Below are 21667 nucleotides of genomic sequence, written 5' to 3'. Positions count from 1 at the left end.
TTCTGTAACAGGTATCCATAATTTTAGATAGAAAAAATGTTGATTATTTGAGCTTTATTTTTAAGCTAGACCGAAAAATGCTCTTGAGTTTTTATTTTCAGTTGAATGGTCTTTGTAGAGAAATTGTTGTGGTAACGATAGAGGATAGTTAGTCGAATAAAAAGGTGCCGAAGCACCTTGTAATTGTGAATCAAGTTTTTTAACTTAAAGATTCGATTAATTCTCGTATGTTTTTTACTGGAATGAGGCGTTGCCCTTCGGTACAAGCCTCCACCATTTCTTTGCAGTAGTTAGCTTTCGGTAGGTAAATGATTTTTTTTCCGTGATTTAAAGCTTCTTTCACTCTTGAAATGCCCCCTTGCACTTGGCGAATTTCCCCCGTTAAAGCGATTTCACCGATAAAGACACTATCATCAGGGACTGGGGTATCATTGATTGAGCTAATCAGTGCGGCGGCAACGGCAAGATCGGTTGAGGTTTCAGTCTCGTTAAGTTTTAGTCCACCAACTAAGCCAACATTAATATCATAGAAGGTACGAATACCTCCGTGTTTTTTCAGCACTTGAGTGATCAGATTAAGGCGATTGTAAGCGATGCCAATACAGTTTCGCATCGCTTTTTCACCCTCTACTTCAGTAACCAAGGCTTGAATTTCAACTAATAGGTTTCTTGCGCCATCTTTAATAACACAGACTGCAGAACCGCTAAATTTTTCATCACTACCAGAAAGAAAAAGACGGCTTGGGTTAGTAACAGATACCATGCCACGCTTTCCTGTCATTTGAAAGACACCCACTTGATCTGTATCTCCAAAGCGGTTTTTGTCTGAGCGTAAGAGACGTACACTCCCTTCAGTAACATCAATATGTACCGCCGTGTCGATAATATGTTTGAGTACCTGAGGGCCTGCCATTTGAGAGTTTTTATTAACCTGTCCCACTAAAATTAATGTTACGCCATAGGTTTTACATAGTCGATTGAGAATTTTAGCACATGCCTTAACTTGAGTGATTCCTCCCGCTGATCCTTCGACTTCGCTAGATTCAAAGGCTTGAATTGAGTCGGCTATAAGGAGTTTGATCCCTTTTTCTTTTACACTGGTGAGAATATCTTCAACACAATCAGTATCATCAAGCCAGAAATTGTCATCATTAAAGTTAAGATTGAGACGTTCTAAAGCACGTTTTTTCCATTGTGATAGACTTTCTTCCGCTGTTACATACATTGTTGGCATTAAGTAACTCATATAGGCGGCAATTTGAGTAAGCAGTGTTGTTTTTCCAGCTCCCGGATCACCAGAGGCAAGTACAACTGAGCCGAGTGTAATTCCTCCGCCTAGCACACGATCAAACTCTGCTTGCCCTGTACTGACTCTTTTCGCTTCTTCAATGATCACATCATTGAGTTTTCTTGCCCCTTTTCCTGTTGTACTCCCTGCATAACCGCCCCCAGTAGAGCGTTGTAGGCTTGCACTTGTTTTAGAAATGGTGGCAGGTTTAAATTCAGTAATAGTATTCCATTCTTTACAGGCAGGGCATTGTCCAAGCCAACGAGCGGTATCATAACCACAAGAAGAACAGACGTAACTTACTTTATTTTTAGCCATAATTTTGGGTATCCCTTCTTTTATGATTGGTGTAATAATTTAAGCCAATTGATATTACGAATAACATACCGAGCTTGATGGAAAATAGCTTGTAAGCGTTGGATTACAAGCACATTGTTTTGCTCAAGTTGATAATACTTGATTAATTGTTGTAGGTTGCTATATAGACGTTGATTAGATTCAAATAACTGATTAATCGTTTCAAAATTGTTTTGAGTAGCAATACTATCTAGGAGAGATAATTGTTGTAAATCTAACTGATAAAGCTGATAAAAAGCGTTCAGCAGCTGTTGGGTTTCTTGCGGTTTGTTAATAAAATCAACAGGGACTAAATTAGCCGTGTATTCACTTAATTGCTGTTCATATTCAAACAGGGAGGTAATAAAAGTGAAATCCCGTGGGATATGTTTGCAGAGATGTTGCCATTGAGTGGTAAAATTGAATGTTCTTTTTTCTCCAATTCCTGCTAGCAAATAGCCACGTTCTGCTTTACTAATTGCACTTAGTCTAATTCCATCAATCAACGGTAAATGTTGGATAAAAGTGAGTAAATCGTTGATACAACCTTGTTGTAATTCAAATTCAATTTCCTTAATTTCAATCTGTTGTTGTTTAGCACTAATTATCCCTTGATCAAGAGCCACTTCAATTTTACTGCCATTTTCCAATTCTAATAGCCAGCTATGTCGGGTAAAATCAGTACGAAAAATAGGTTGTAACTCAGTTTGTAAGACAGAAAGTGGGCGTGGTAGTTGTAACTCTGCAAATTGTTGTAGCAAAGCCAGATCTGGTTCTGCTGTTGCTAAATGAACATTATATTCAGGACGAATATGTAACCCACCAGTTGTACTGCCCGCAGTTTTTAAGGTCATTATAAATTGTTGATTTTCTTTTCTAACACGTAATCCACTACGAAGTTGAGAAAAAAGATGATCGTGCGTGTCATAATAGCAATTGTCTAATTGATGCTGATGGCATTGTAAAATTTGGTAATTATTGATTTTTTGATTAAAGAAGTTAGCGAATGTTTGATTCACTAAAAGCTTAATTTCTATCTCATTTTTCATCTTAAACCTCCAAAAGCGGTTTGGAATACCTATACTGTATCAAAAAAATAGTAAATTTTGTGTATTTAGTCGTGAACTTTGTTGTTACATAGGGTAATATTTGCCTGCCTTTTAATAACCGTAAATAAGAGGAAAATTACTATGGCAATGAACAACATTTTTGGGTTATTTGCTCAATCTCCATTAAAACCGTTACAAAAACACTCAAATAAAGTCAATGAGGCTTGTGAGTTATTAATTCCGTTTTTTGAAGCGAGTTATTCTGACGATTGGGAAAAAGCCGAACAGTTGCGAAATAGTATTTCTGAGATTGAAAAACAAGCCGATCTTTTAAAAAGAGAGATTCGTTTGAAATTACCTCGTGGGCTATTTATGCCTGTTGAGCGTACTGACTTATTGGAGTTAGTTACACAATTAGATAAATTAGCTAATTATGCTAAGGATATTGCAGGACGGGTAATTGGTCGCCGTTTAAAAGTGCCTGAAAGTATGCAACAAGACTTTCTTCTCTATGTTCGTCGTAGTTTAGATGCTTCTGATCAAGCACGTAAAGTGATTGATGAAATGGATCAATTACTTGAAACAGGCTTTAAGGGGCGAGAAGTTAATTTTGTTAATACAATGATTAACGAATTGGATAAAATTGAGGACGATACCGATCAAATGCAGATCAAATTACGTCGTGCTTTATTACTTTTAGAATCATCTTATAATCCTATCGATATTATCTTCCTTTATAAAATTATTGAATGGGTTGGCGTTTTAGCCGATCAGGCTCAACGTGTAGGTTCACGCATTGAGTTAATGTTGGCTCGTTCATAATCCGTATTAATTTAAATTTTAATAGGAATTTACAATGGATATTATTAGTCAATACGGCACTATCCTAGTGCTGGTAACCGCTTTTTTTGGTTTATTAATGGCTTTTGGAATTGGAGCGAATGATGTCTCCAATGCGATGGGAACCTCTGTTGGTTCAGGAGCTATTACCACTAAACAAGCGATTATTATTGCGATTATCTTTGAATTTGCTGGTGCTTACCTAGTAGGAGGGGAAGTTACTGAAACTATAAAAAATAGTGTTGTTGATCCTTCATTATTTAGTAGTCAACCAGATACATTAGTATTAGGTATGATGTCATCTTTACTTTCAGCGGGGATATGGTTACTAATAGCTTCAAAAATGGGGTGGCCAGTTTCAACAACACACTCTATTATTGGCGCATTAATTGGCTTTGCTTGTGTAACTGTCGGTGTCTATGCTGTTGATTGGGGCAGTGTTGGTAGTATTGTTGGAAGCTGGTTTATTACACCTGTTATTGCAGGTTTTATTGCTTATAGTATTTTTATCAGCACACAAAAACTGATTTTTGACACTGAAACACCTTCATTGAATGCTAAAAAATATGCACCTTTTTATATGGGGTTAACCCTATTTATTATTAGTATTGTTACAATCAAAAAAGGCCTAAAACACGTCGGATTGAATTTAACGGGTACTGAAACATTATTAATTTCTCTTGGCATAAGTTTGGCTGCTGCAATTCTTTGCTGGGGATATTTGCGTAGTGATAGATTTCAGCAAAGTTCTGATACCCATTCTTTCGGTAGTGTTGAAAAAGTATTTAACGTTTTAATGTTAATTACCGCTTGTGCGATGGCATTTGCTCATGGGTCAAATGACGTTGCAAATGCAATTGGTCCTTTATCCGCAGTTGTATCTATTGTTGAGCATGGTGGTGTGATCACGAGTAAAACGATGTTAGCGTGGTGGATTTTACCTTTAGGTGCTTTAGGTATCGTCCTTGGTTTAGCTATTATGGGTTATAAAGTGATGGGAACGATTGGAACAGGGATTACTGATTTGACCCCTAGCCGTGGTTTTTCAGCACAATTTGCGGCAGCAACAACAGTGGTGATTGCATCAGGAACAGGCTTACCAATCTCAACAACTCAGACTTTAGTTGGTGCTGTGTTAGGGGTTGGATTTGCTCGTGGTATTGCCGCATTAAATTTAACCGTTATTCGGAATATTATTTCATCTTGGGTGGTTACTTTACCAGCTGGAGCAGTATTTGCGATTATCTTTTATTATATCTTACGCTGTTTCTTTGGTGCATAATCGTCTAGATTAATAGTATATTTCTAAAGTGCGGATAGTTTATAATTAACAACTATCCGCATTTTTTATTATCATAATTTTGGAATAGCTATGTTGAAATCTTATTTTAGTGTTTGTTTAGTTTTCTTGTTGAGTTTAATACCAGTTTCTGTCGTTCACGCTGATGAGACACGCTATATCAGTGAGAATTTAAGTACTTTCTTGCGTAAAGGACCGGGAGATCAGTATCGTATATCAGGGCTGATTAAAGCGGGTGAGCCTGTAACAGTACTTTCACAAAAAGAGAAATATGCATTGATTCAAGATAGTAGAAAGCGTGAAGGTTGGATTTTATTAAGTGATTTAAGTTCAACACCTAGCAGTAAAAATCAATATCTTGCAGCCCAACAACAGATCCAAGAATTAACATTAAAGTTAAACCGTTTAGATTCAGATTGGCAGCAACGGGTGGCGGAAATTCAACGCCGTATGACGCAAGCTGAACAGCAAAGTGGTGAATTATTAGAGCAAAATGCATTACTTAAACGCCAATTAGATACTTTAAAAAATCAGAATCGAGATTTAGAGGCGATTGTGGATTCAGAAAAACAAGAATTGGTAATTCGATGGTTTGTTTATGGTGGTGCGGTATTAGGTGGTGGTTTACTGTTAGGTTTAATTTTACCTGTGATTATTCCACGTCGCCGTCGCCGTGATCAGTGGTAATGATAATGCCTTCTTTAAAATGTTACCTTGTAGGTGGTGCAGTTCGGGATCAGTTACTTGGACTTGAGATTAAAGATCGAGATTGGGTGGTAGTTGGTTCAACGCCAAATGAATTAAAGCAACAAGGTTTTAAACAGGTTGGGAGGGATTTTCCTGTTTTTCTTCACCCTGTTTCAGGGGAAGAATATGCTTTGGCAAGAATGGAGCGCAAAAATGGTCATGGCTATGGAGGCTTTTATTGTGATTTTTCTCCTGAAATTACCTTAGAACAAGATTTAGCTCGGCGAGATTTGACGATAAATGCAATGGCACTTGATCCGCAAGGGCAATTACAAGATCCTTATCTCGGTCGGCGAGATTTAGAACAACGGTTGCTTCGTCATATTTCACCTGCTTTTGCTGAAGATCCATTGCGGGTGTTACGGGTTGCTCGCTTTGCTGCTCGTTTTGCAACTTTAGGTTTTCATATTGCTGAAGAAACCCTTGAATTAATGCAGAAAATGGTGCAATCAGGGGAGTTAACTTATTTAACACCTGAACGGGTTTGGTTAGAAACTGAAAAAGCATTAAAAGGTGAAAATCCTCAAATTTATTTTCAGGTACTCAATCAGATTGGAGCATTGTCAGTACTTTTTCCACCATTATTTGCTTTATTTGAAAAAACTAATCCACAACAGCCATTAGAGAAAAATATTGGGACGCATAGTTTATTGGTGTTAGAACAAGCCGCTAAATTAACCAGTGGATTAGATCCACAACAACGTTCTATGATCTGTTTTGCCGCATTGTGCCATCATTTTGGCAAGGGAATAGGAGAAAAGAATAATTTTTCTCATCATTATACAGATGAAATGCTAGGTATTAAGGCGATTAAACAGTTATGTCAGCAGTTGAAAGTCGCAAAAGCTTATCAACAGTTTGCTTTATTAGCAGCCGAATTTTACCGCTATTTTCAGTGTGCATTTGAGTTAAAAGCACAAACGGTGGTAGAGTTATTCGATCAACTTGATTTATGGCGGAAACCACAACGTTTATTTCAACTGAGTTTAGTGGCGATGGCTGAGTTTCAAAGTCGATCAGAGAGCGAAGTAAAAGATTATCCGAATGTTGAGTATCTTTCTAAGTTATTTGATATCGCTCAGACCGTAAAAGTGCAAGATATTATTGCGGCAGGTTTTCAGCAACACGCTATTCGAGAAGAATTATTTCGGCGGCGTGTACAATTAGTGAAACAATATATGGATCATTTAATCCCATCAATTTAATCAGAATACTATAATCGGAAGATTTTACTCTTTAAAATAAAAAAACGGTTTGATATTTCAAACCGTTTTTACTTAGTAGTCTGGATGACAAATTATATTTCTAAGCTTGACCTTTCACAGCTTTTAAGCCTAAGAAAGGTGCTTTTTCACTACCTAATGCTTCTTCAATACGGATTAATTGGTTGTATTTTGCGATACGGTCAGAACGACTCATTGAACCTGTTTTAATTTGACCTGCCGCTGTACCCACTGCTAAATCTGCAATAGTGGCATCTTCTGTTTCACCCGAACGGTGTGAGATTACTGCAGTATAACCTGCATCTTTTGCCATTTTAATTGCTGCTAGAGTTTCAGTTAGTGTACCGATTTGATTAAATTTAATTAGGATAGAGTTTGCGATCCCTTTTTCGATACCTTCTTTTAAGATTTTAGTGTTAGTTACGAAGAGATCATCACCAACTAATTGGACTTTATCACCTAATACTTTAGTTTGATATGCAAAACCTTCCCAGTCTGATTCATCTTGACCATCTTCAATAGAAACGATTGGATATTCTTTGCAAAGTTCTTCTAAGTAGTGGGTAAATTCTTGAGAAGTGAATGATTTACCTTCACCTTTCATTTCATACATACCTGTTTCTTTGTTATAGAATTCAGATGATGCACAGTCCATCGCTAAAGTTACATCTTTACCTAGTTGATAACCTGCTTTTTCAACTGCTTCTTTGATGCAAGCAAGCGCTTCTGCATTTGATTTTAAGTTAGGAGCAAAACCACCTTCATCACCAACTGCAGTGTTTAAGCCTTTTGCTTTTAATACTTTGGCTAAGTTATGGAATACTTCCGCACCGATACGTAAGGCTTCACGTAAGTTTTTTGCACCAACCGGTTGGATCATAAATTCTTGAATATCTACGTTATTATCTGCGTGTTCTCCACCATTAATAATGTTCATCATTGGTAATGGCATTGAGAATTGACCTGCTGTTCCGTTGAGTTCTGCAATCCAAGCGTAAAGTGGCATACCTTTAGAGGCAGCTGCCGCTTTTGCGTTAGCAAGAGATACTGCTAAAATTGCATTTGCACCAAAGTTAGATTTGTTTTCGGTACCATCTAGATCAATCATAATTTGATCGATTTCAGCTTGCTTTGATGCATCTTTACCAATTAATGCTTGAGCAATCGGGCCATTTACTGCTTCAACAGCTTTTAAAACCCCTTTACCTAAGAAACGGGTTTTATCGCCATCACGCAGTTCTAGTGCTTCACGGGAACCAGTTGATGCACCAGATGGAGCCGCTGCTAAACCAACGAAACCACCTTCTAAGTGTACTTCTGCTTCAACGGTTGGGTTACCACGAGAATCAATGATTTCACGACCAATGATTTTTACAATTTTAGCCATTGTATTTTCCTCTATTATTAAAGTTTAGTCTTAAAAAGTTGAAGTTTGTAACTTGATAATATTAAAACTATTTCCCTTATTTGTCTTGCAAAAAATGCAGTTAAGTTGATCCTAAGCACTATTCCTATACGGTTTGTAGGCTTTTAATTCAATTTAGTTATTCATCTTTATATATGCTTAAACAAGGTTAGTTAGGGAAATTGTTTTCTATTTTATAATGTTTTTGCTAACTCTTTGACATATTGTTTAACACTTTCTGCCAATTTTTCATGGTGAATAGCGTATTCAATAAAAGCTTTGATATAACCAATCTTATCACCACAATCAAAAGTTTTTCCTTTCATTACAAAAGCTTCAACTTGTTCTTGGGCAATCAGCATATCAATGGCATCAGTGAGTTGAATTTCATCACCAACACCAACAGGGGTTTTAGCGAGTAAATCCCAGATTTTGGGTGAGAAAACATAACGTCCAACTACGGCATAATTTGAAGGTGCTTTTTCAGGGGCTGGTTTTTCAATAATATTATTGATGATAGCTGTCTCATGTTGAGTGAGATCTGTGCCATTACAATCGACAATACCATAATTACTTACTTCATCTTGTTGTACTGGTGCAACCATAATTTGGCTTGTTTGAGTTTGCTGAAAACGTTTAATCATTGCAGCGAGATTTTCAGTTTTTTGATCTGCACTAAAATCAGCTAACATCACATCGGGAAGAACGACTGCAAAAGGTTCATTTCCAACAATCGCTTTCCCGCATAATACGGCGTGGCCTAATCCTTTTGCATTCCCTTGACGAACGTGCATAATCGTAACATCTTTAGGGCAAATTGAACGTACTTCTTCTAGTAATTGACGTTTTACACGTTTTTCTAGCATCGTTTCTAATTCAAAAGAAGTATCAAAGTGGTTTTCGATTGCATTTTTTGATGAGTGTGTTACTAAAACAATTTCTTTAACCCCAGCTGCAATACATTCATTGACGACATATTGAATGAGAGGTTTATCTACGACGGTAAGCATTTCTTTTGGAATAGCTTTAGTTGCTGGTAACATACGAGTACCAAGACCAGCGACTGGAATAATTGTTTTCATCATTAATCCTTTTATATTTTGAGGGATAAATAAAAATGAAGTGGGGTTATATAACCCCAACTGAAAGCACCCTATTCTTGGCGTAAGATTGTTAAAATTTCGGCGGTTTTTTCTGCCATAAGTTGTTGATTACCTCGAGTTTCGAGATTAAGGCGTACAACAGGCTCTGTATTTGAACTACGTAAATTAAAGCGCCAATCTTCAAACTCAAGACTAATACCATCAATCTGATCTAGTTTAATGGCTTGTGGTGCAAAAGCGGTTTTTACTCTCTCAATAGCACTTTTAGCATCGCTTAATTTGCTATTAATTTCACCGGGTGAAGGATATTGTGCTTGGCTTTGATCAACTAATTCACCTAGTGTTTTTCCCGTGGTACAAAGTAATTCTGTAACCAACAACCAAGGGATCATACCACTATCACAATAGAAAAAATCACGGAAATAGTGATGAGCACTCATTTCACCACCATAGATAGCATCGACTTCACGCATTTTTTCTTTGATAAAAGAGTGTCCTGATTTTGACATAATGGCTGTACCACCGTTGTCAGCAACAATTTGTTCAGTATTCCAAATTAAACGAGGATCATAGATGATCTTTGCTTTTGGAGTTTTATTGAGAAAGGCTTGTGCTAGTAAGCCAACGATATAATAGCCTTCAATAAATTTTCCATTTTGGTCGAATAAGAAACAACGATCAAAGTCGCCATCAAAAGCGATCCCCATATCTGCTTGGTGTTTTAATACGGCATCAATCGTATCTTGTCGATTTTCAGGTAAGATTGGATTTGGAATACCGTGAGGGAAGGTGCCATCAGGCTGATTATGTACTTTGATAAATTCCACTGGAATTTGGTGGTGTTTAAAGCGAGTCTCAATTTTATCAATAATTGGACCAGCCGCACCGTTGCCACTATTAATAACTAATTTTAGCGGTTTAAGTTTAGCCAGATCGATATATGAAAGGATATGGGTAATATATTCTTCCACAACAGAACGTTGTTGGTATGTTCCTCGCTGTGTGACTGGTGGAAAGTTATTTTCTTCTGCTAGCTGTTTAATTTGTTTTAACCCTGTTTCACTACTGATTGGGCGAGAACCTTGACGCACTAATTTTAATCCATTGTAATCCATCGGATTATGGCTAGCAGTTACTTCAATTCCGCCGTCTGTTTGTAAAAAAGAGGTTGCAAAATAGACTTCTTCTGTCCCCGTTAACCCAAGATCAATGACATCAACACCAGAATCTAAAAGTCCATTTGTTACTGCAGTTTTGAGTTCTTTACTGCTAAGGCGGACATCACCACCAATGACAATAGTTTTAGGTTGTAAGTATTGCCCAAAAGCACGTCCAATGCGATAGGCTATATCTGGATTGAGTTCATCACCTAGACGCCCACGAATATCATACGCTTTAAAACAAGTTATTGTGTCCATACATCACCCTTAAATTAACGATTCTGGTTATTGTCCTGCTGATTATCAGTAGTCTGTTGGATTAGATTATAAATTTCTTCACGATGAACAGGTATATTTTCAGGGGCTTCAACGCCAATTTTTACTTGATTCCCCCGAATATTTAAGATGGTGATAGCGATATCATCACTGATACGTAGTTTTTCACCTATTTTTCGAGTTAAGATTAGCATAACCCTCTTCCTTTCTGTTTGAGGTAAAACAAATTGAACAAAAATAACGCCCATTCTAAATGAGCGTTATGATTGCTTTTATAATTTTTCTAGTAACCAAGTTTTAGCTTGAGTTAGGGCTGTATCAAGATTTTCAGGTTGAGAGCCGCCAGCCATTGCCATATCTGGACGACCACCCCCTTTACCTCCAACTTGTTGAGCTAAGTAATTGACTAATTCCCCCGCATTGACTTTCTGGGTTAAATCTTTAGTGATACCTACAATCAGGCTAACTTTGTCTTCTTGTACTGAAGCGAAGATCACGATACCACTGCCTAATTGGTTTTTCAGATCATCAACCATTGTGCGTAACGATTTTGGATCAATTTCATCTAAACGCTGTAAGATAACATTTACTCCCTTGATCTGTTCAGCTTGCTTCACTAAATCAGCACCTGTTTGTAAAATCGCTTTTTCTTTTAATTGCTGTAATGATTTTTCCAGTTTTTTACTGCGTTCTTGTAATTGTCGAATTTTCTCTGGAAGAGAATTCGCATCTGATTTTAATTGTTCCGCACTTTGTTCTAAGAGTTGTTGTTGAGCTATAACTCGGTTAAAGGCGTGTTCACCTGTTACGGCTTCAATACGGCGAATACCCGCAGCAACAGCACTTTCAGTAACAATTTTAAAGAAACCAATATCACCAGTCCGTTTGGCATGAATACCACCACAAAGCTCAATGGAGAAATCTCCCATTGATAACACTCGAACCTTGTCGCTATATTTTTCGCCAAATAATGCCATCGCTCCTTTTGCTTTAGCGGCTTCTAATTCCATAATTTCAGTTTGAATTGGGTAGTTAGCACGGATTTGTGCGTTGACTAGGCGTTCAATCTCAATTAATTGGCTTTTATTGATTGCCTCAGGTTGAGAGAAGTCAAAACGTAATAATTTATCAGAAACCAGAGATCCTTTCTGGGTAACATGTTCCCCTAAAATTTGGCGTAGAGCAGCGTGTAAGAGGTGGGTTGCCGAGTGGTTTAATGATGTATTATGACGGCGTGCCGAATCAACAATTGCATTGACTTGATCGCCAACTTTTAAGTTGCCTTGTTCTAATTCACCAATATGACCAAATACTTGCCCATATTTTTGTGTATCCAGTACTTTAAATAGGCAATTTGGGGTTTTTAATACACCACTATCTCCAATTTGGCCACCAGATTCAGCATAAAATGGGGTATTCTCTAAAATGATGATTGCACTTTGCCCTGCGGAAATACTGTCAACTTCTTTGTTTTCATAAATAATAGCGCTAACAGTGGCTACGGCTTGTTCTTGTTCATAGCCTTCAAAGCGGGTTGAACCTTCAACACGAATTACATTGCTATAATCCATTCCAAATTGGTTAGCTGATTGTGCCCGTAAACGTTGTGCTTCCATTTCTCGATCAAAACCCGCTTCATCAATGATGATATTGCGTTCACGGCAAACATCAGCGGTGAGATCTAATGGAAAACCATAGGTATCGTAAAGTTTAAATGCAATTTCGCCAGATAATACATTACCTTGTATTTCATTAAGGGTATTATCTAGTAGGGCTAGACCTCGTTCTAAGGTTCGAGCAAATTGTTCTTCTTCTAAACGTAATAGTTTTTCAATTTGAGGTTGTTTCGCTTTTAGCTCCTCTCCTGCACTTGCCATAACATCAATTAATGTTGGTACTAATTTATAGAAGAAGGTTTCTTTTGCACCTAGTAGATTACCGTGTCGTACAGCACGGCGAATGATACGGCGTAGTACATAACCTCGCCCTTCATTGGAAGGAATCACACCATCGGCAATTAAATATGCACAAGAGCGGATATGATCAGCGATTACACGCAATGATTTATTATTTAGATCTTTTTCACCTGTAATTTCTGCTGTTTTAGCGATCAGAGTTTTGAAAATATCGATTTCATAGTTGGAATTGACGTGTTGTAATACCGCACTAATACGTTCTAACCCCATTCCAGTATCAACAGATGGTTTTGGCAATGGTTCCATCGTCCCATCTGCTAGACGATTATATTGCATAAATACGACATTCCAGATCTCAATATAACGATCGCCATCTTCTTCAGCAGAACCCGGTGGTCCTCCCCAGATGTGTTCACCATGATCGTAAAAGATCTCGGTACAAGGACCACAAGGACCAGTATCTCCCATTTGCCAGAAATTATCTGAGGCGTAAGGTGCGCCTTTATTATCACCAATCCGTACAATACGTTCGGCTGGTACGCCTACTTGGTTATGCCAAATATCATAGGCTTCTTCGTCTGTTTCATAAACAGTAATCCATAGTTTTTCAGCTGGCAAAGCTAACCATTGTGGGGAAGTAAGAAATTCCCAAGCATAATGAATAGCTTCTTTTTTAAAATAGTCACCAAAACTAAAGTTACCAAGCATTTCAAAGAAAGTATGATGCCGTGCAGTATAACCGACATTTTCTAAATCGTTGTGTTTACCACCTGCACGTACACAACGTTGTGCGGTGGTTGCACGGTGATAAGCACGTTTGTCTTGCCCTAAAAAAACATCTTTAAATTGGTTCATACCAGCATTAGTAAATAATAATGTTGGATCATTTTCAGGAACAAGGGAACTACTTGCGACAATTTGATGTCCTTTGCTATGAAAGAAATCCAGATATGCTTGTCTAATTTCTGCGGTGGTTTTCATATCTATCCTATAGTTGATATTCTAAAATAAATGACAAAATTCTTTGTATTTTGGCATATTTTTTACGGTTGTTGAATGCTGATTATAATATTTTCCTTAATTTGTTTATTTCTGATTTGAGCTTTTACTATCCGATTAAAAATAAAGGAAAACGGTCATTAACGAGATTAATGACCGTTTAGTCGTTTATCTTGGTTTAAAATTGTTTATTTTTTATAAACAATTTCCCCTTTTGGTGCAAATTTATTGACGTCAATTGGGCTATTTTTTTGTAAATATTCTTTTAACACTTCAGCATCTACGAATCCTGTATTCACATAGCCTGCTTTATCGGTGATTTTTGGATAACCATCACCACCAGCGGCATTGTAACTAGGAATACTGAAACGATAGGTTTTATTGGCTTGTAATGGTTTACCTGCAATTTTAACGTTGTAAACTTTGCCATTTTTAACCGTCATTGAAATGTTATAGAATTGTGGATAAGCACCTGAATCAACAGGTTTATTGGCGACTATATCAAGATATTTTTTGAGATCTTTTCCTTTCATCTCCATATAGGCTACGATATTGCCAAAAGGTTGTACTTTGAGGACATCTTTATAAGTGATATTGCCAGCTGGAATAGAATCACGTACACCACCTGAATTCATAATACCAAAGTCAGCATTGGCTCGTTCCATTTGAGATGCTGCAATTAAACGTCCTAAGTTAGTTTGTTGAAAACGAACAACATGCCGATCGCCTTCTAATTTACCGTTAGATACAGCAATTTTTAGATTGAGTTTATCTTGCCCTTTCTCTTGATAAGGCGTGAGGAATTTCAATACTTTAGGATCTTGTTTAATTTCATTTTGAATGAAGACTTGTTTTTTAGAGCCATCAGGTAAGGTAACTTTTTTCTTTAAATTCACTGGGACTAATTCATAGTTAACGAGACGTAATTGACCATCTTTAAATTCAAAGTCAGCACGTCCAACGTATTTTCCCCATTCATGGGCTTGTACGATCCAAGTACCGTTTTGTTGATCAGGAATACATTTATCACCCGGTTTAAAGTTTTTATCGGTTACATTAGGTGCTTCCATACATACAGGATCTTGGGAATGTCCACCAACGATTAGATCTAGATATCCTTCTGGTAATGAACGTGCTAAAGCAACATCTCCCGGTGCATTGATACCATGTTTTCCATCTTCATAATGTCCCATATGAGTGCTTGCGATAATGATGTCAGGTTTTTCAGTCGCACGTAATTCAGCAATAACTTTTTTGGCTTCTACTTTTGGATCTCTAAATTCCACCCCACTGATATATTCAGGGTTACCTATTCTGGCAGTATCTTCGGTTGTTAAGCCGATAACCGCAATTTTTAATCCCTGTTTATTAAAGATTTGGTATGGTTTGAATAGTCGTTTTCCTGTTTTTTTATCATAGATATTTGCAGATAAAAGAGGGAATTTTGCCCATTGTTCTTGCATACGTAACACTTCTAAAGGATTATCAAATTCATGATTACCTAAAGCCATGGCATCATAACCTAATAGGTTCATTCCTTTAAAGTCAGGTTCTGCGTGTTGTAGATCGGATTCAGGCACGCCAGTATTGATATCACCACCAGATAATAATAGTGATGTTCCGCCTTTCGCTTTAATATCAGCTCGCATTTGATCTAATAAAGTTTTTCTTGCCGCCATACCATATTCGCCATTGCTATTTTGCCAAAAGCGACCGTGGTGATCGTTAGTATGTAATACGGAAAAATAGTAAGTTTTTCCTGCTTGCCAATGATCTGCGGTTTCAGACTGGCTAGCACAGCCGAAAAGACTAGATAATAATAGGGTGGCTAATACAGACTTGGCAAAAAAACTTTTTTTCATAAAGTTACCTCGTTAGAAAGAGAATTTACAGGATTGGAGATATTGTGTTGTCTATAGTGAATCACTATATCGCTTACTATTATAATAGTTTTGTCAAAAATAAAATGAGATCTAGTTCTAAAATTTTATTGAAAATGTAAATAATGAGATTAAAAGTGTGGTGTTAATGTTGATAAATTGCTATGTTGACTTTTCCGTTTAATATTTATTTTATTTTTAGTAAGGCATTGTAATGCTAATTTGGTGATTTTTAGAATTTGAAATAGCGTTGATTTTTAACATTATTAATTAAAATAGAAAAATTTTTGCTAATTTATTGATTTTTATTAGCGTATAGAGTAATTAATTAGATAAATTTTAGGTAAACACAACATTTATTATTATTTATTAAGGAAAACATTATGCAAAAAGTCGGTTTTGTTGGTTGGCGAGGTATGGTTGGTTCAGTTTTAATGGATCGTATGCAAGAAGAGCAAGATTTTACCAAAATTATTCCAACTTTTTTTACTACCTCCCAAGCAGGGCAACCAGCCCCTACATTTTCTGGCAAAGATGCAGGTATTCTACTCAATGCGTATGATATTGAGGCTTTAAAACAGCAAGATATTATTGTTACCTGTCAAGGTGGTGATTATACCAATGAAATTTATCCTAAATTAAGAGCCACAGGGTGGAATGGTTATTGGGTTGATGCTGCTTCAGCATTACGTATGGAAAAAGAGGCTATTATTGTTTTAGATCCAGTTAATCAACAAGTGATTAGTGAGGGTTTAAAAAATGGCATTAAGACCTTTGTCGGTGGTAACTGCACCGTGAGTTTAATGTTAATGGCATTAGGTGGTCTATTTGAACGTGATCTGGTTGAATGGGTTTCGGTGGCAACTTATCAAGCTGCGAGTGGTGCAGGTGCAAAAAATATGCGAGAACTACTCAAACAAATGGGCGAATTAGAAACGAGTGTTAAAACAGATTTAGCCAACCCAGCTTCATCAATTCTTGAGATTGAACGTAAAGTAACGGAAAAAATGAGAACAGATCTCCCTTGTGAGAATTTTGGCGCACCACTTGCAGGCAGTTTAATTCCGTGGATTGATAAGTTATTAGACAGTGGTCAAACCAAAGAAGAATGGAAAGGATTTGCAGAAACCAATAAAATTCTTGGTCTAAGTGAAAATCCTATCCCAATTGATGGTTTGTGTGTACGGATTGGGGCATTACGTTGCCATAGTCAGGCATTTACCATTAAATTAAAAAAAGATATTCCTCTTGCTGAGATTGAACAGATCCTCGCTTCACATAATGAATGGGTGAAAGTTATTCCAAATGAAAAAGAAGCGACTTTACAAGAATTAACACCAACTAAAGTTACAGGAACATTAAGTGTACCAGTTGGTCGTTTACGTAAATTGAATTTAGGTGCAGAATATCTGGCTGCATTTACTGTTGGCGATCAACTTTTATGGGGAGCGGCGGAGCCTATTCGTAGAATTTTAAAACAACTTGTTGATTAGGTTAGGCGTGACTTAATCCCTTTGATTTTTAAATAAAAAACCTTCTTAATGTAAGAAGGTTTTTATTTTGGTAGTTTATTTTATCGGTTGTTTTTCGCTCGCTTTTGCTTTTTTCTGTTGCTCCAATAAAGGTTCATAACGTTTATCAGTTAAGGTTTCAAGGAAAGCGACTAGTGCATCAATTTTCCGATCGTTAAGTTTTTTTGCTAACAGTTTATCAATGCTTAATGTATTAGGAAACTCAGGCTGCCGCCAAGGTTTTCCTGTTTCTGGATTGATCGTGTTTTGCGGATTGTTATATCTATCATAAAAAAGAATAACAGTGCGTAGATCTTTGAAAACACCATTGTGCATATAAGGTGCGGTAACCGCAACGTTACGTAGTGAAGGAACTTTAAATTTACCCCGTTGTTTTTCTTTTTCTACTGGGTCTGTGATATAAGGATTATCAGCAAGTCCAGCATCTTTATAATCTGGTGGTAAATGATTTAAGGCAATTAGTTCAGGATTAGATGGAACGCCAATATTGTGGTATTGATAGTTGGTAAAAGTTTCCCCTATACGATCTTCACGCTGATCTAACGAATGGCATTCTTTACACTTCAGGTTGTTATTTGAGAAAAAGAGTGTTCTACCGAGATCTTCTAACAGTGTTAATTCATATTCACCACGCAAATAGCGGTCATATTTTGCATCAAAAGGGGCAAAGAAATCAGTTTTTTCGTATTGAGAAATTGCATCAGCCATTGCAGAATAAGCACTTTCTGCGGTATCCCAAACATTTTTTCCATAAAGATGAATAAAGTTTTCGTAGTAAAACGGTTTCGTTTTTAAACGTTCGATAACAGTATTTTTATTTGGCATAGCCATTTCAACAGGGTTAAGTGGTGGACCACCAGCTTGATCAGCAAGATCGATCGCCCTTCCGTCCCAGAATTGCCCTCCGACATATTCTCCTGTTTTTTCGTCAAAATGAAAAAGTGGGGAAAATTGAGCATAGCTTGCCGTTGGTGTATTACGGTTACCAAAAGAATGCCCATCACTGCCTTCAGAGGCTATACCATTAGCTTGATTTTTTCTCGGATCAATAAAAGCGTGTTTTGGGCTGTGGCAGGTTGAACAACTTTGATTTTGATATAGTGATAGGTCGGGATCAAAAAAAAGTTCACCACCCAGCGTTGCTTTATCAACGAGTGGAATGGAATTTTGAGGTTGCCCATAAGCGATATTGGCTTGAATAATGGTAGATAATGCTACCACTATCAATCTAGCATAATTTTGTTTCATTTTGTCTTTTTCCATAATTGCCAACAATCAATGAAAGGTTGTTTGAGTAAGCCGATAAGACCTCGATAGGGTTTTGCCATTTTTTCAGGAAAACCGAATTGTGTTGGTTGTTGTATATTTTCACTGGTTTGTAATGTATTAAAGAGGCGATCAAAAATACTGAGATAACCACCATAATTGCGTGCAGCAAATTGGTAAGTGTGATGTAGTTGGTGCTGTGCTGGTGAAATAAACCAGCGTTCTAGGGCTTTAGGGTAACGTAAATAAATATGGGAATGACGTAAATTACCACCTAACATTGCCATTAACCAAATAAAGATATTTGCACCACCGATAGTATAGATGGTTAAACCTGAACCAACTCCCCAAAGGAATATACCCGTTACGATACCAACAGTTAAGGCATAACGTAGTCCGAATAAAAAATTTTCAAAAGGGTGAACTCGATAAAAGGTTAGAGGAGTCAGAATTTCAGCACTATGGTGTACTTTATGGAATTGCCATAACCAAGGCACAGTATGCAACCAGCGATGCAACCAATAACGGGTAAATTCACTCGTAAGAAATAAACTGGTGGTATATAACAGGGTAATGAGCCAGTTAGGTAGAGCTAAATGTAATGGACTATGTAATTTTTGCAGTGCAAGATTAACGTATAAGGCTACGCTTTCCGCTGAGAGTAGTAAGGGTAATAATAGGTAAACTTTAATCAACCAAACGGCAATGAAATAGCGGTAATCAAGGGTAGCACTAGGGTGAAACCAATAGGCTTTTGCTTTACCGAAAACAGTTTTTAGTTGAATGCTATTAGGTTTAGGACTGACTACATAATAGAGTATTGCAATACTCAATGCTGCCACTAAATAGCCCCAATACAGTCGTTGTTCAGGGTTTAATAAATAATCATCAATAATTATCATCTTTCGCTCCAAGATTAATCGCCATCAGCTTCTAAAATTTTTGTCGTTACGGGTAAAGCGTGAATCAGATTATTGTAATAACCACTTTGTAACCTACTAATGATTTGATACAAGGTATTAATTTGAGGTTGTTGTGAAAAGTGAAGCGGTTCTTTTTCTAATTTTGTAATTTCATTTTCGGCTTGGATTAGATCTTGTTGTACTTTTTCAAGCTGTTTTTGAGCTGAATAAATTTCAGCAATTTCAACAAAGTTAGGATAAGTTTGTTTTTCAATTAATTGTTTTTGCGTATTTAAAATTGTCTTAATTGCCGCAAGGCTTAAATGACTTAAATAGTATTCACTTCGCTTAGCATCGGGTTGGGATAAATATTTTTTGGTTAAACCCGCAACATCACCAATTCTCCAATCTTTTAAAACTAATGTTTGATTGGCTAAGACATTGACCAACATTGATAGTGCATTATTACGATTACTTAAAAACTCACTTCGTTTCGTTTGATAGACGTGATTAATATCGCTTAAACGTTCGCAAATATTATGGCTAATCTCTTTTGCCAACGCTAATTTGCGTTCGGTTAATTGATCTTCCATATATAAAATGGCTTCAAGTGCATTAATGGTTTTATAAGAATGCTTGTAAAGAGCATACTGTGCCTTAGAATTACTTTTGATCACTTTTTGCATTTGTTGGGTAATACTTTCATTGCCAGTATGAAAAATATCTAAATAACGGGGATAATCAATCGCCATTTGATCAAGATCGCCGGCTATATAAGTAGCCTCAACAGCTTTCCAAGCTAATACTAAATGGCTAAAAGCATTATCAAGATTCGGCTGGCGTTGCCCTAATGAGGTTTCATTTAAAGTTTGTTGCCAGCGAGTACATTGTGCAACCGCATTTTCAGCATTTTTAATAATTACATTATCATACATTGCTGCAAGGGCTTCTTCTTGTTGTGTATGCGGATTTTTCATAAATATTAAGAAAAGAACGAGACTAATTAATCCAAGACTAATTAAGATTTTTTTCATAATGACTCCAAAAATTTTAATAAATTTTGTCTTTCTGTTTGATCTAACTGTTTAAATTTTTGTTTTGCAGTTTTACTTTCACCATCGTGCCATAAGATAGCTTCGGTTAAATTCCTTGCTCTTCCATCGTGTAAGAATGGGATACCTGCACGTAATTTTGCCCCAATCCCCCAGAGTGGAGTTGTTTTCCACATTCGACTACTGGCTTCAAATTCAGGTCGATTATCCTCTAAGCCTTCTCCCATATCGTGCAATAGCATATCAGTATAAGGTTGAAAACGGATATTATTTTGGGTGGTTAAATATGGTTGATGGCATTGAGCACAGCCTATCTGGTCAAAAATTTTTTCACCTAATGAAGAATACTGTGATGTTAAATTTGCAGGTGCTTTTAATTTTTCCAAGTAAAATGCAATCGCATTTAACCTTAATAAAGGGAGATCAATTCTTCCTTGTGGTGAGTGCCTTGAACGCACTGCATTTTTACAAGCTATCTGGCTTTCTGAACAATTTTCTTCAGGGTAGAATGGATTGGTTAATCCCATATCATTATGTGCTGCATCAGCAGTTTGCATACGTATTGTACTATGTGCCGCTTTATAACCAAAACGTCCGAGTTCTTTTTGTTGAGTGTAAGGATTAAAAACCCATTGTACTTTACCTTTAACACTTCCTGCTGTTTTAGCCTGCTGTTCTGCCAATGCAATAATTTGTTGATCAGGTACTTGGGCTAATAAACCTAGCCCAACTAGAACAGGTGCGAGTCTTAAACTAATTTTGGTATCAGGATCGAGATCGCCGTAATTTAATTCGGTTAAATAACCAATTGGACGGCGTAATTCAATTTTTGTACCATCAGCAAGCATTTCAGTATGAAATTCCCATTTAACATTTGTTTTAGCTTCAAAAGGTACAGTGCCAGTTGCATTAATTGCAATTTGTAAACCATACACTGGATCAGGCATTGTAACTAAGTGAGCGGGGCGTAAATGGTGTTTTTGAGGTTGAGAGAGTTTAAACACTAATGTTCGATGTACATTTTCATTTGCTTTAAATGGTGTTTTATGCCGAGTTTCACTATGACAAGCAACACAGGCATTTGCATTAAATAAAGGACCAAGCCCATCACGAGCGGTCGTTGCACTAGGAGCAGCAACCCAAGGGACAGTGAAAAAAGACCGTCCGAGTGTAAACTGATCGACTTCTTCATCAGTTAAATTAGAAATCGCATTGTGAGATGGCAAATATTGACGGCTTTCAAAAAGATGGCTTGAAGAAAAAGCAGATATTGGCATTAAAAGTAAGGTCGCCCTTAAAAAATGGCGACCCAAGATTGATAAAAAAGCGTTCATTAACGATAACCTTATTTAAGCGAAATATAGTGAGTAATTATATTTCCGCATTTTATTCG

General features: G+C 36.9%; 17 protein-coding genes. 5 read left to right on the top strand and 12 right to left on the bottom strand.

Annotation, left to right across the window (positions count from 1 at the left end; translation table 11 throughout):
* Positions 1 to 199 precede the first annotated feature (199 nt).
* A complete protein-coding gene (radA, locus tag CEP47_RS06225) occupies positions 200 to 1606 on the bottom strand; it encodes a DNA repair protein RadA (RefSeq protein ID WP_261920441.1) in 1407 nt (468 codons plus the stop codon).
* A 20-nt stretch (positions 1607 to 1626) separates the two neighbouring features.
* Positions 1627 to 2673: a CYTH domain-containing protein gene (locus CEP47_RS06220; RefSeq protein WP_261920442.1), complete on the bottom strand. Its 1047-nt coding sequence runs from the start codon at positions 2671 to 2673 to the stop codon at positions 1627 to 1629.
* Between the two features lie 141 nt (positions 2674 to 2814).
* Here CEP47_RS06220 and CEP47_RS06215 point away from each other — a divergent pair, with 141 nt between their 5' ends.
* From CEP47_RS06215 to CEP47_RS06200, 4 genes are all read left to right on the top strand, one after another.
* Positions 2815 to 3495: a TIGR00153 family protein gene (locus CEP47_RS06215; protein WP_261920443.1), complete on the top strand. Its 681-nt coding sequence runs from the start codon at positions 2815 to 2817 to the stop codon at positions 3493 to 3495.
* A 34-nt stretch (positions 3496 to 3529) separates the two neighbouring features.
* Positions 3530 to 4795, top strand: a complete 1266-nt coding sequence (locus CEP47_RS06210; protein WP_261920444.1) for an inorganic phosphate transporter — start codon at positions 3530 to 3532, stop codon at positions 4793 to 4795.
* 93 nt (positions 4796 to 4888) lie between these two features.
* The gene (locus CEP47_RS06205) at positions 4889 to 5500 is read left to right on the top strand and encodes a TIGR04211 family SH3 domain-containing protein (RefSeq protein ID WP_373463138.1); all 612 of its coding nucleotides are present in this window, start codon (positions 4889 to 4891) and stop codon (positions 5498 to 5500) included.
* Entirely contained in the window at positions 5500 to 6765 is a 1266-nt protein-coding gene (locus tag CEP47_RS06200; RefSeq protein ID WP_275979944.1) for a multifunctional CCA addition/repair protein, read from the top strand. Before CEP47_RS06205 ends, CEP47_RS06200 begins: the two co-directional genes overlap by 1 nt.
* 100 nt (positions 6766 to 6865) lie before the next feature.
* On the opposite strand, the gene eno is transcribed toward CEP47_RS06200, so the two are convergent.
* The 6 genes from eno to ushA all read right to left on the bottom strand — a co-directional run bounded on the left by eno (position 6866) and on the right by ushA (position 15504).
* Complete coding sequence (gene eno, locus CEP47_RS06195) at positions 6866 to 8170, bottom strand: phosphopyruvate hydratase (RefSeq protein ID WP_261920447.1); 1305 nt, start codon at positions 8168 to 8170, stop codon at positions 6866 to 6868.
* Between the two features lie 212 nt (positions 8171 to 8382).
* On the bottom strand, positions 8383 to 9270 hold the full coding sequence (gene galU / locus CEP47_RS06190) for a UTP--glucose-1-phosphate uridylyltransferase GalU (protein WP_265482613.1): 888 nt from the start codon (positions 9268 to 9270) through the stop codon (positions 8383 to 8385).
* A 71-nt stretch (positions 9271 to 9341) separates the two neighbouring features.
* The gene (locus tag CEP47_RS06185) at positions 9342 to 10709 is read right to left on the bottom strand and encodes a phosphohexomutase domain-containing protein (RefSeq protein ID WP_261920448.1); all 1368 of its coding nucleotides are present in this window, start codon (positions 10707 to 10709) and stop codon (positions 9342 to 9344) included.
* Between the two features lie 14 nt (positions 10710 to 10723).
* Entirely contained in the window at positions 10724 to 10921 is a 198-nt protein-coding gene (csrA, locus tag CEP47_RS06180) for a carbon storage regulator CsrA (protein WP_261920449.1), read from the bottom strand.
* 78 nt (positions 10922 to 10999) lie between these two features.
* Positions 11000 to 13624 carry an alanine--tRNA ligase gene (gene alaS, locus CEP47_RS06175; protein WP_261920450.1) on the bottom strand — a complete coding sequence of 875 codons (2625 nt, stop codon included), beginning with the start codon at positions 13622 to 13624 and terminating at the stop codon, positions 11000 to 11002.
* Between the two features lie 206 nt (positions 13625 to 13830).
* On the bottom strand, positions 13831 to 15504 hold the full coding sequence (gene ushA, locus CEP47_RS06170; RefSeq protein WP_261920451.1) for a bifunctional UDP-sugar hydrolase/5'-nucleotidase UshA: 1674 nt from the start codon (positions 15502 to 15504) through the stop codon (positions 13831 to 13833).
* Between the two features lie 401 nt (positions 15505 to 15905).
* Here ushA and asd point away from each other — a divergent pair, with 401 nt between their 5' ends.
* Positions 15906 to 17015: an aspartate-semialdehyde dehydrogenase gene (gene asd / locus CEP47_RS06165; protein ID WP_261920452.1), complete on the top strand. Its 1110-nt coding sequence runs from the start codon at positions 15906 to 15908 to the stop codon at positions 17013 to 17015.
* A gap of 75 nt (positions 17016 to 17090) precedes the next feature.
* Here asd and CEP47_RS06160 read toward each other — a convergent pair whose 3' ends face one another.
* From CEP47_RS06160 to CEP47_RS06145, 4 genes are read right to left on the bottom strand one after another with little or no spacing between them, the layout of a single operon-like run.
* Positions 17091 to 18302 (bottom strand): cytochrome-c peroxidase, encoded by a 1212-nt coding sequence (locus tag CEP47_RS06160; RefSeq protein WP_261920453.1) that lies wholly within the window; start codon positions 18300 to 18302, stop codon positions 17091 to 17093.
* On the bottom strand, positions 18299 to 19222 hold the full coding sequence (locus CEP47_RS06155) for a sterol desaturase family protein (protein ID WP_261920454.1): 924 nt from the start codon (positions 19220 to 19222) through the stop codon (positions 18299 to 18301). Before CEP47_RS06155 ends, CEP47_RS06160 begins: the two co-directional genes overlap by 4 nt.
* 14 nt (positions 19223 to 19236) lie before the next feature.
* Positions 19237 to 20256, bottom strand: coding sequence for an imelysin family protein (locus CEP47_RS06150; protein ID WP_261920455.1), 1020 nt, complete (start codon positions 20254 to 20256; stop codon positions 19237 to 19239).
* A complete protein-coding gene (locus CEP47_RS06145) occupies positions 20253 to 21608 on the bottom strand; it encodes a di-heme oxidoredictase family protein (RefSeq protein ID WP_261920456.1) in 1356 nt (451 codons plus the stop codon). Before CEP47_RS06145 ends, CEP47_RS06150 begins: the two co-directional genes overlap by 4 nt.
* Positions 21609 to 21667: the final 59 nt, after the last annotated feature.

The sequence above is a fragment of the Mergibacter septicus genome, from assembly GCF_003265225.1.
Classification (GTDB): domain Bacteria; phylum Pseudomonadota; class Gammaproteobacteria; order Enterobacterales; family Pasteurellaceae; genus Mergibacter; species Mergibacter septicus.
Note: the sequence above shows the minus strand (reverse complement) of the source record. Positions and strands in the feature narration are given on the sequence as shown.

Excerpts from the sequence above, each read along its gene's own strand:
- radA (WP_261920441.1), bottom strand. The coding sequence starts at position 1,606 with ATGGCTAAAAATAAAGTAAGTTACGTCTGTTCTTCTTGTGGTTATGAT.
- CEP47_RS06220 (WP_261920442.1), bottom strand. The coding sequence starts at position 2,673 with ATGAAAAATGAGATAGAAATTAAGCTTTTAGTGAATCAAACATTCGCT.
- CEP47_RS06215 (WP_261920443.1), top strand. The coding sequence starts at position 2,815 with ATGGCAATGAACAACATTTTTGGGTTATTTGCTCAATCTCCATTAAAA.
- CEP47_RS06210 (WP_261920444.1), top strand. The coding sequence starts at position 3,530 with ATGGATATTATTAGTCAATACGGCACTATCCTAGTGCTGGTAACCGCT.
- CEP47_RS06200 (WP_275979944.1), top strand. The coding sequence starts at position 5,500 with ATGATAATGCCTTCTTTAAAATGTTACCTTGTAGGTGGTGCAGTTCGG.
- eno (WP_261920447.1), bottom strand. The coding sequence starts at position 8,170 with ATGGCTAAAATTGTAAAAATCATTGGTCGTGAAATCATTGATTCTCGT.
- galU (WP_265482613.1), bottom strand. The coding sequence starts at position 9,270 with ATGAAAACAATTATTCCAGTCGCTGGTCTTGGTACTCGTATGTTACCA.
- CEP47_RS06185 (WP_261920448.1), bottom strand. The coding sequence starts at position 10,709 with ATGGACACAATAACTTGTTTTAAAGCGTATGATATTCGTGGGCGTCTA.
- csrA (WP_261920449.1), bottom strand. The coding sequence starts at position 10,921 with ATGCTAATCTTAACTCGAAAAATAGGTGAAAAACTACGTATCAGTGAT.
- alaS (WP_261920450.1), bottom strand. The coding sequence starts at position 13,624 with ATGAAAACCACCGCAGAAATTAGACAAGCATATCTGGATTTCTTTCAT.
- ushA (WP_261920451.1), bottom strand. The coding sequence starts at position 15,504 with ATGAAAAAAAGTTTTTTTGCCAAGTCTGTATTAGCCACCCTATTATTA.
- asd (WP_261920452.1), top strand. The coding sequence starts at position 15,906 with ATGCAAAAAGTCGGTTTTGTTGGTTGGCGAGGTATGGTTGGTTCAGTT.
- CEP47_RS06160 (WP_261920453.1), bottom strand. The coding sequence starts at position 18,302 with ATGAAACAAAATTATGCTAGATTGATAGTGGTAGCATTATCTACCATT.
- CEP47_RS06155 (WP_261920454.1), bottom strand. The coding sequence starts at position 19,222 with ATGATAATTATTGATGATTATTTATTAAACCCTGAACAACGACTGTAT.
- CEP47_RS06150 (WP_261920455.1), bottom strand. The coding sequence starts at position 20,256 with ATGAAAAAAATCTTAATTAGTCTTGGATTAATTAGTCTCGTTCTTTTC.
- CEP47_RS06145 (WP_261920456.1), bottom strand. The coding sequence starts at position 21,608 with ATGAACGCTTTTTTATCAATCTTGGGTCGCCATTTTTTAAGGGCGACC.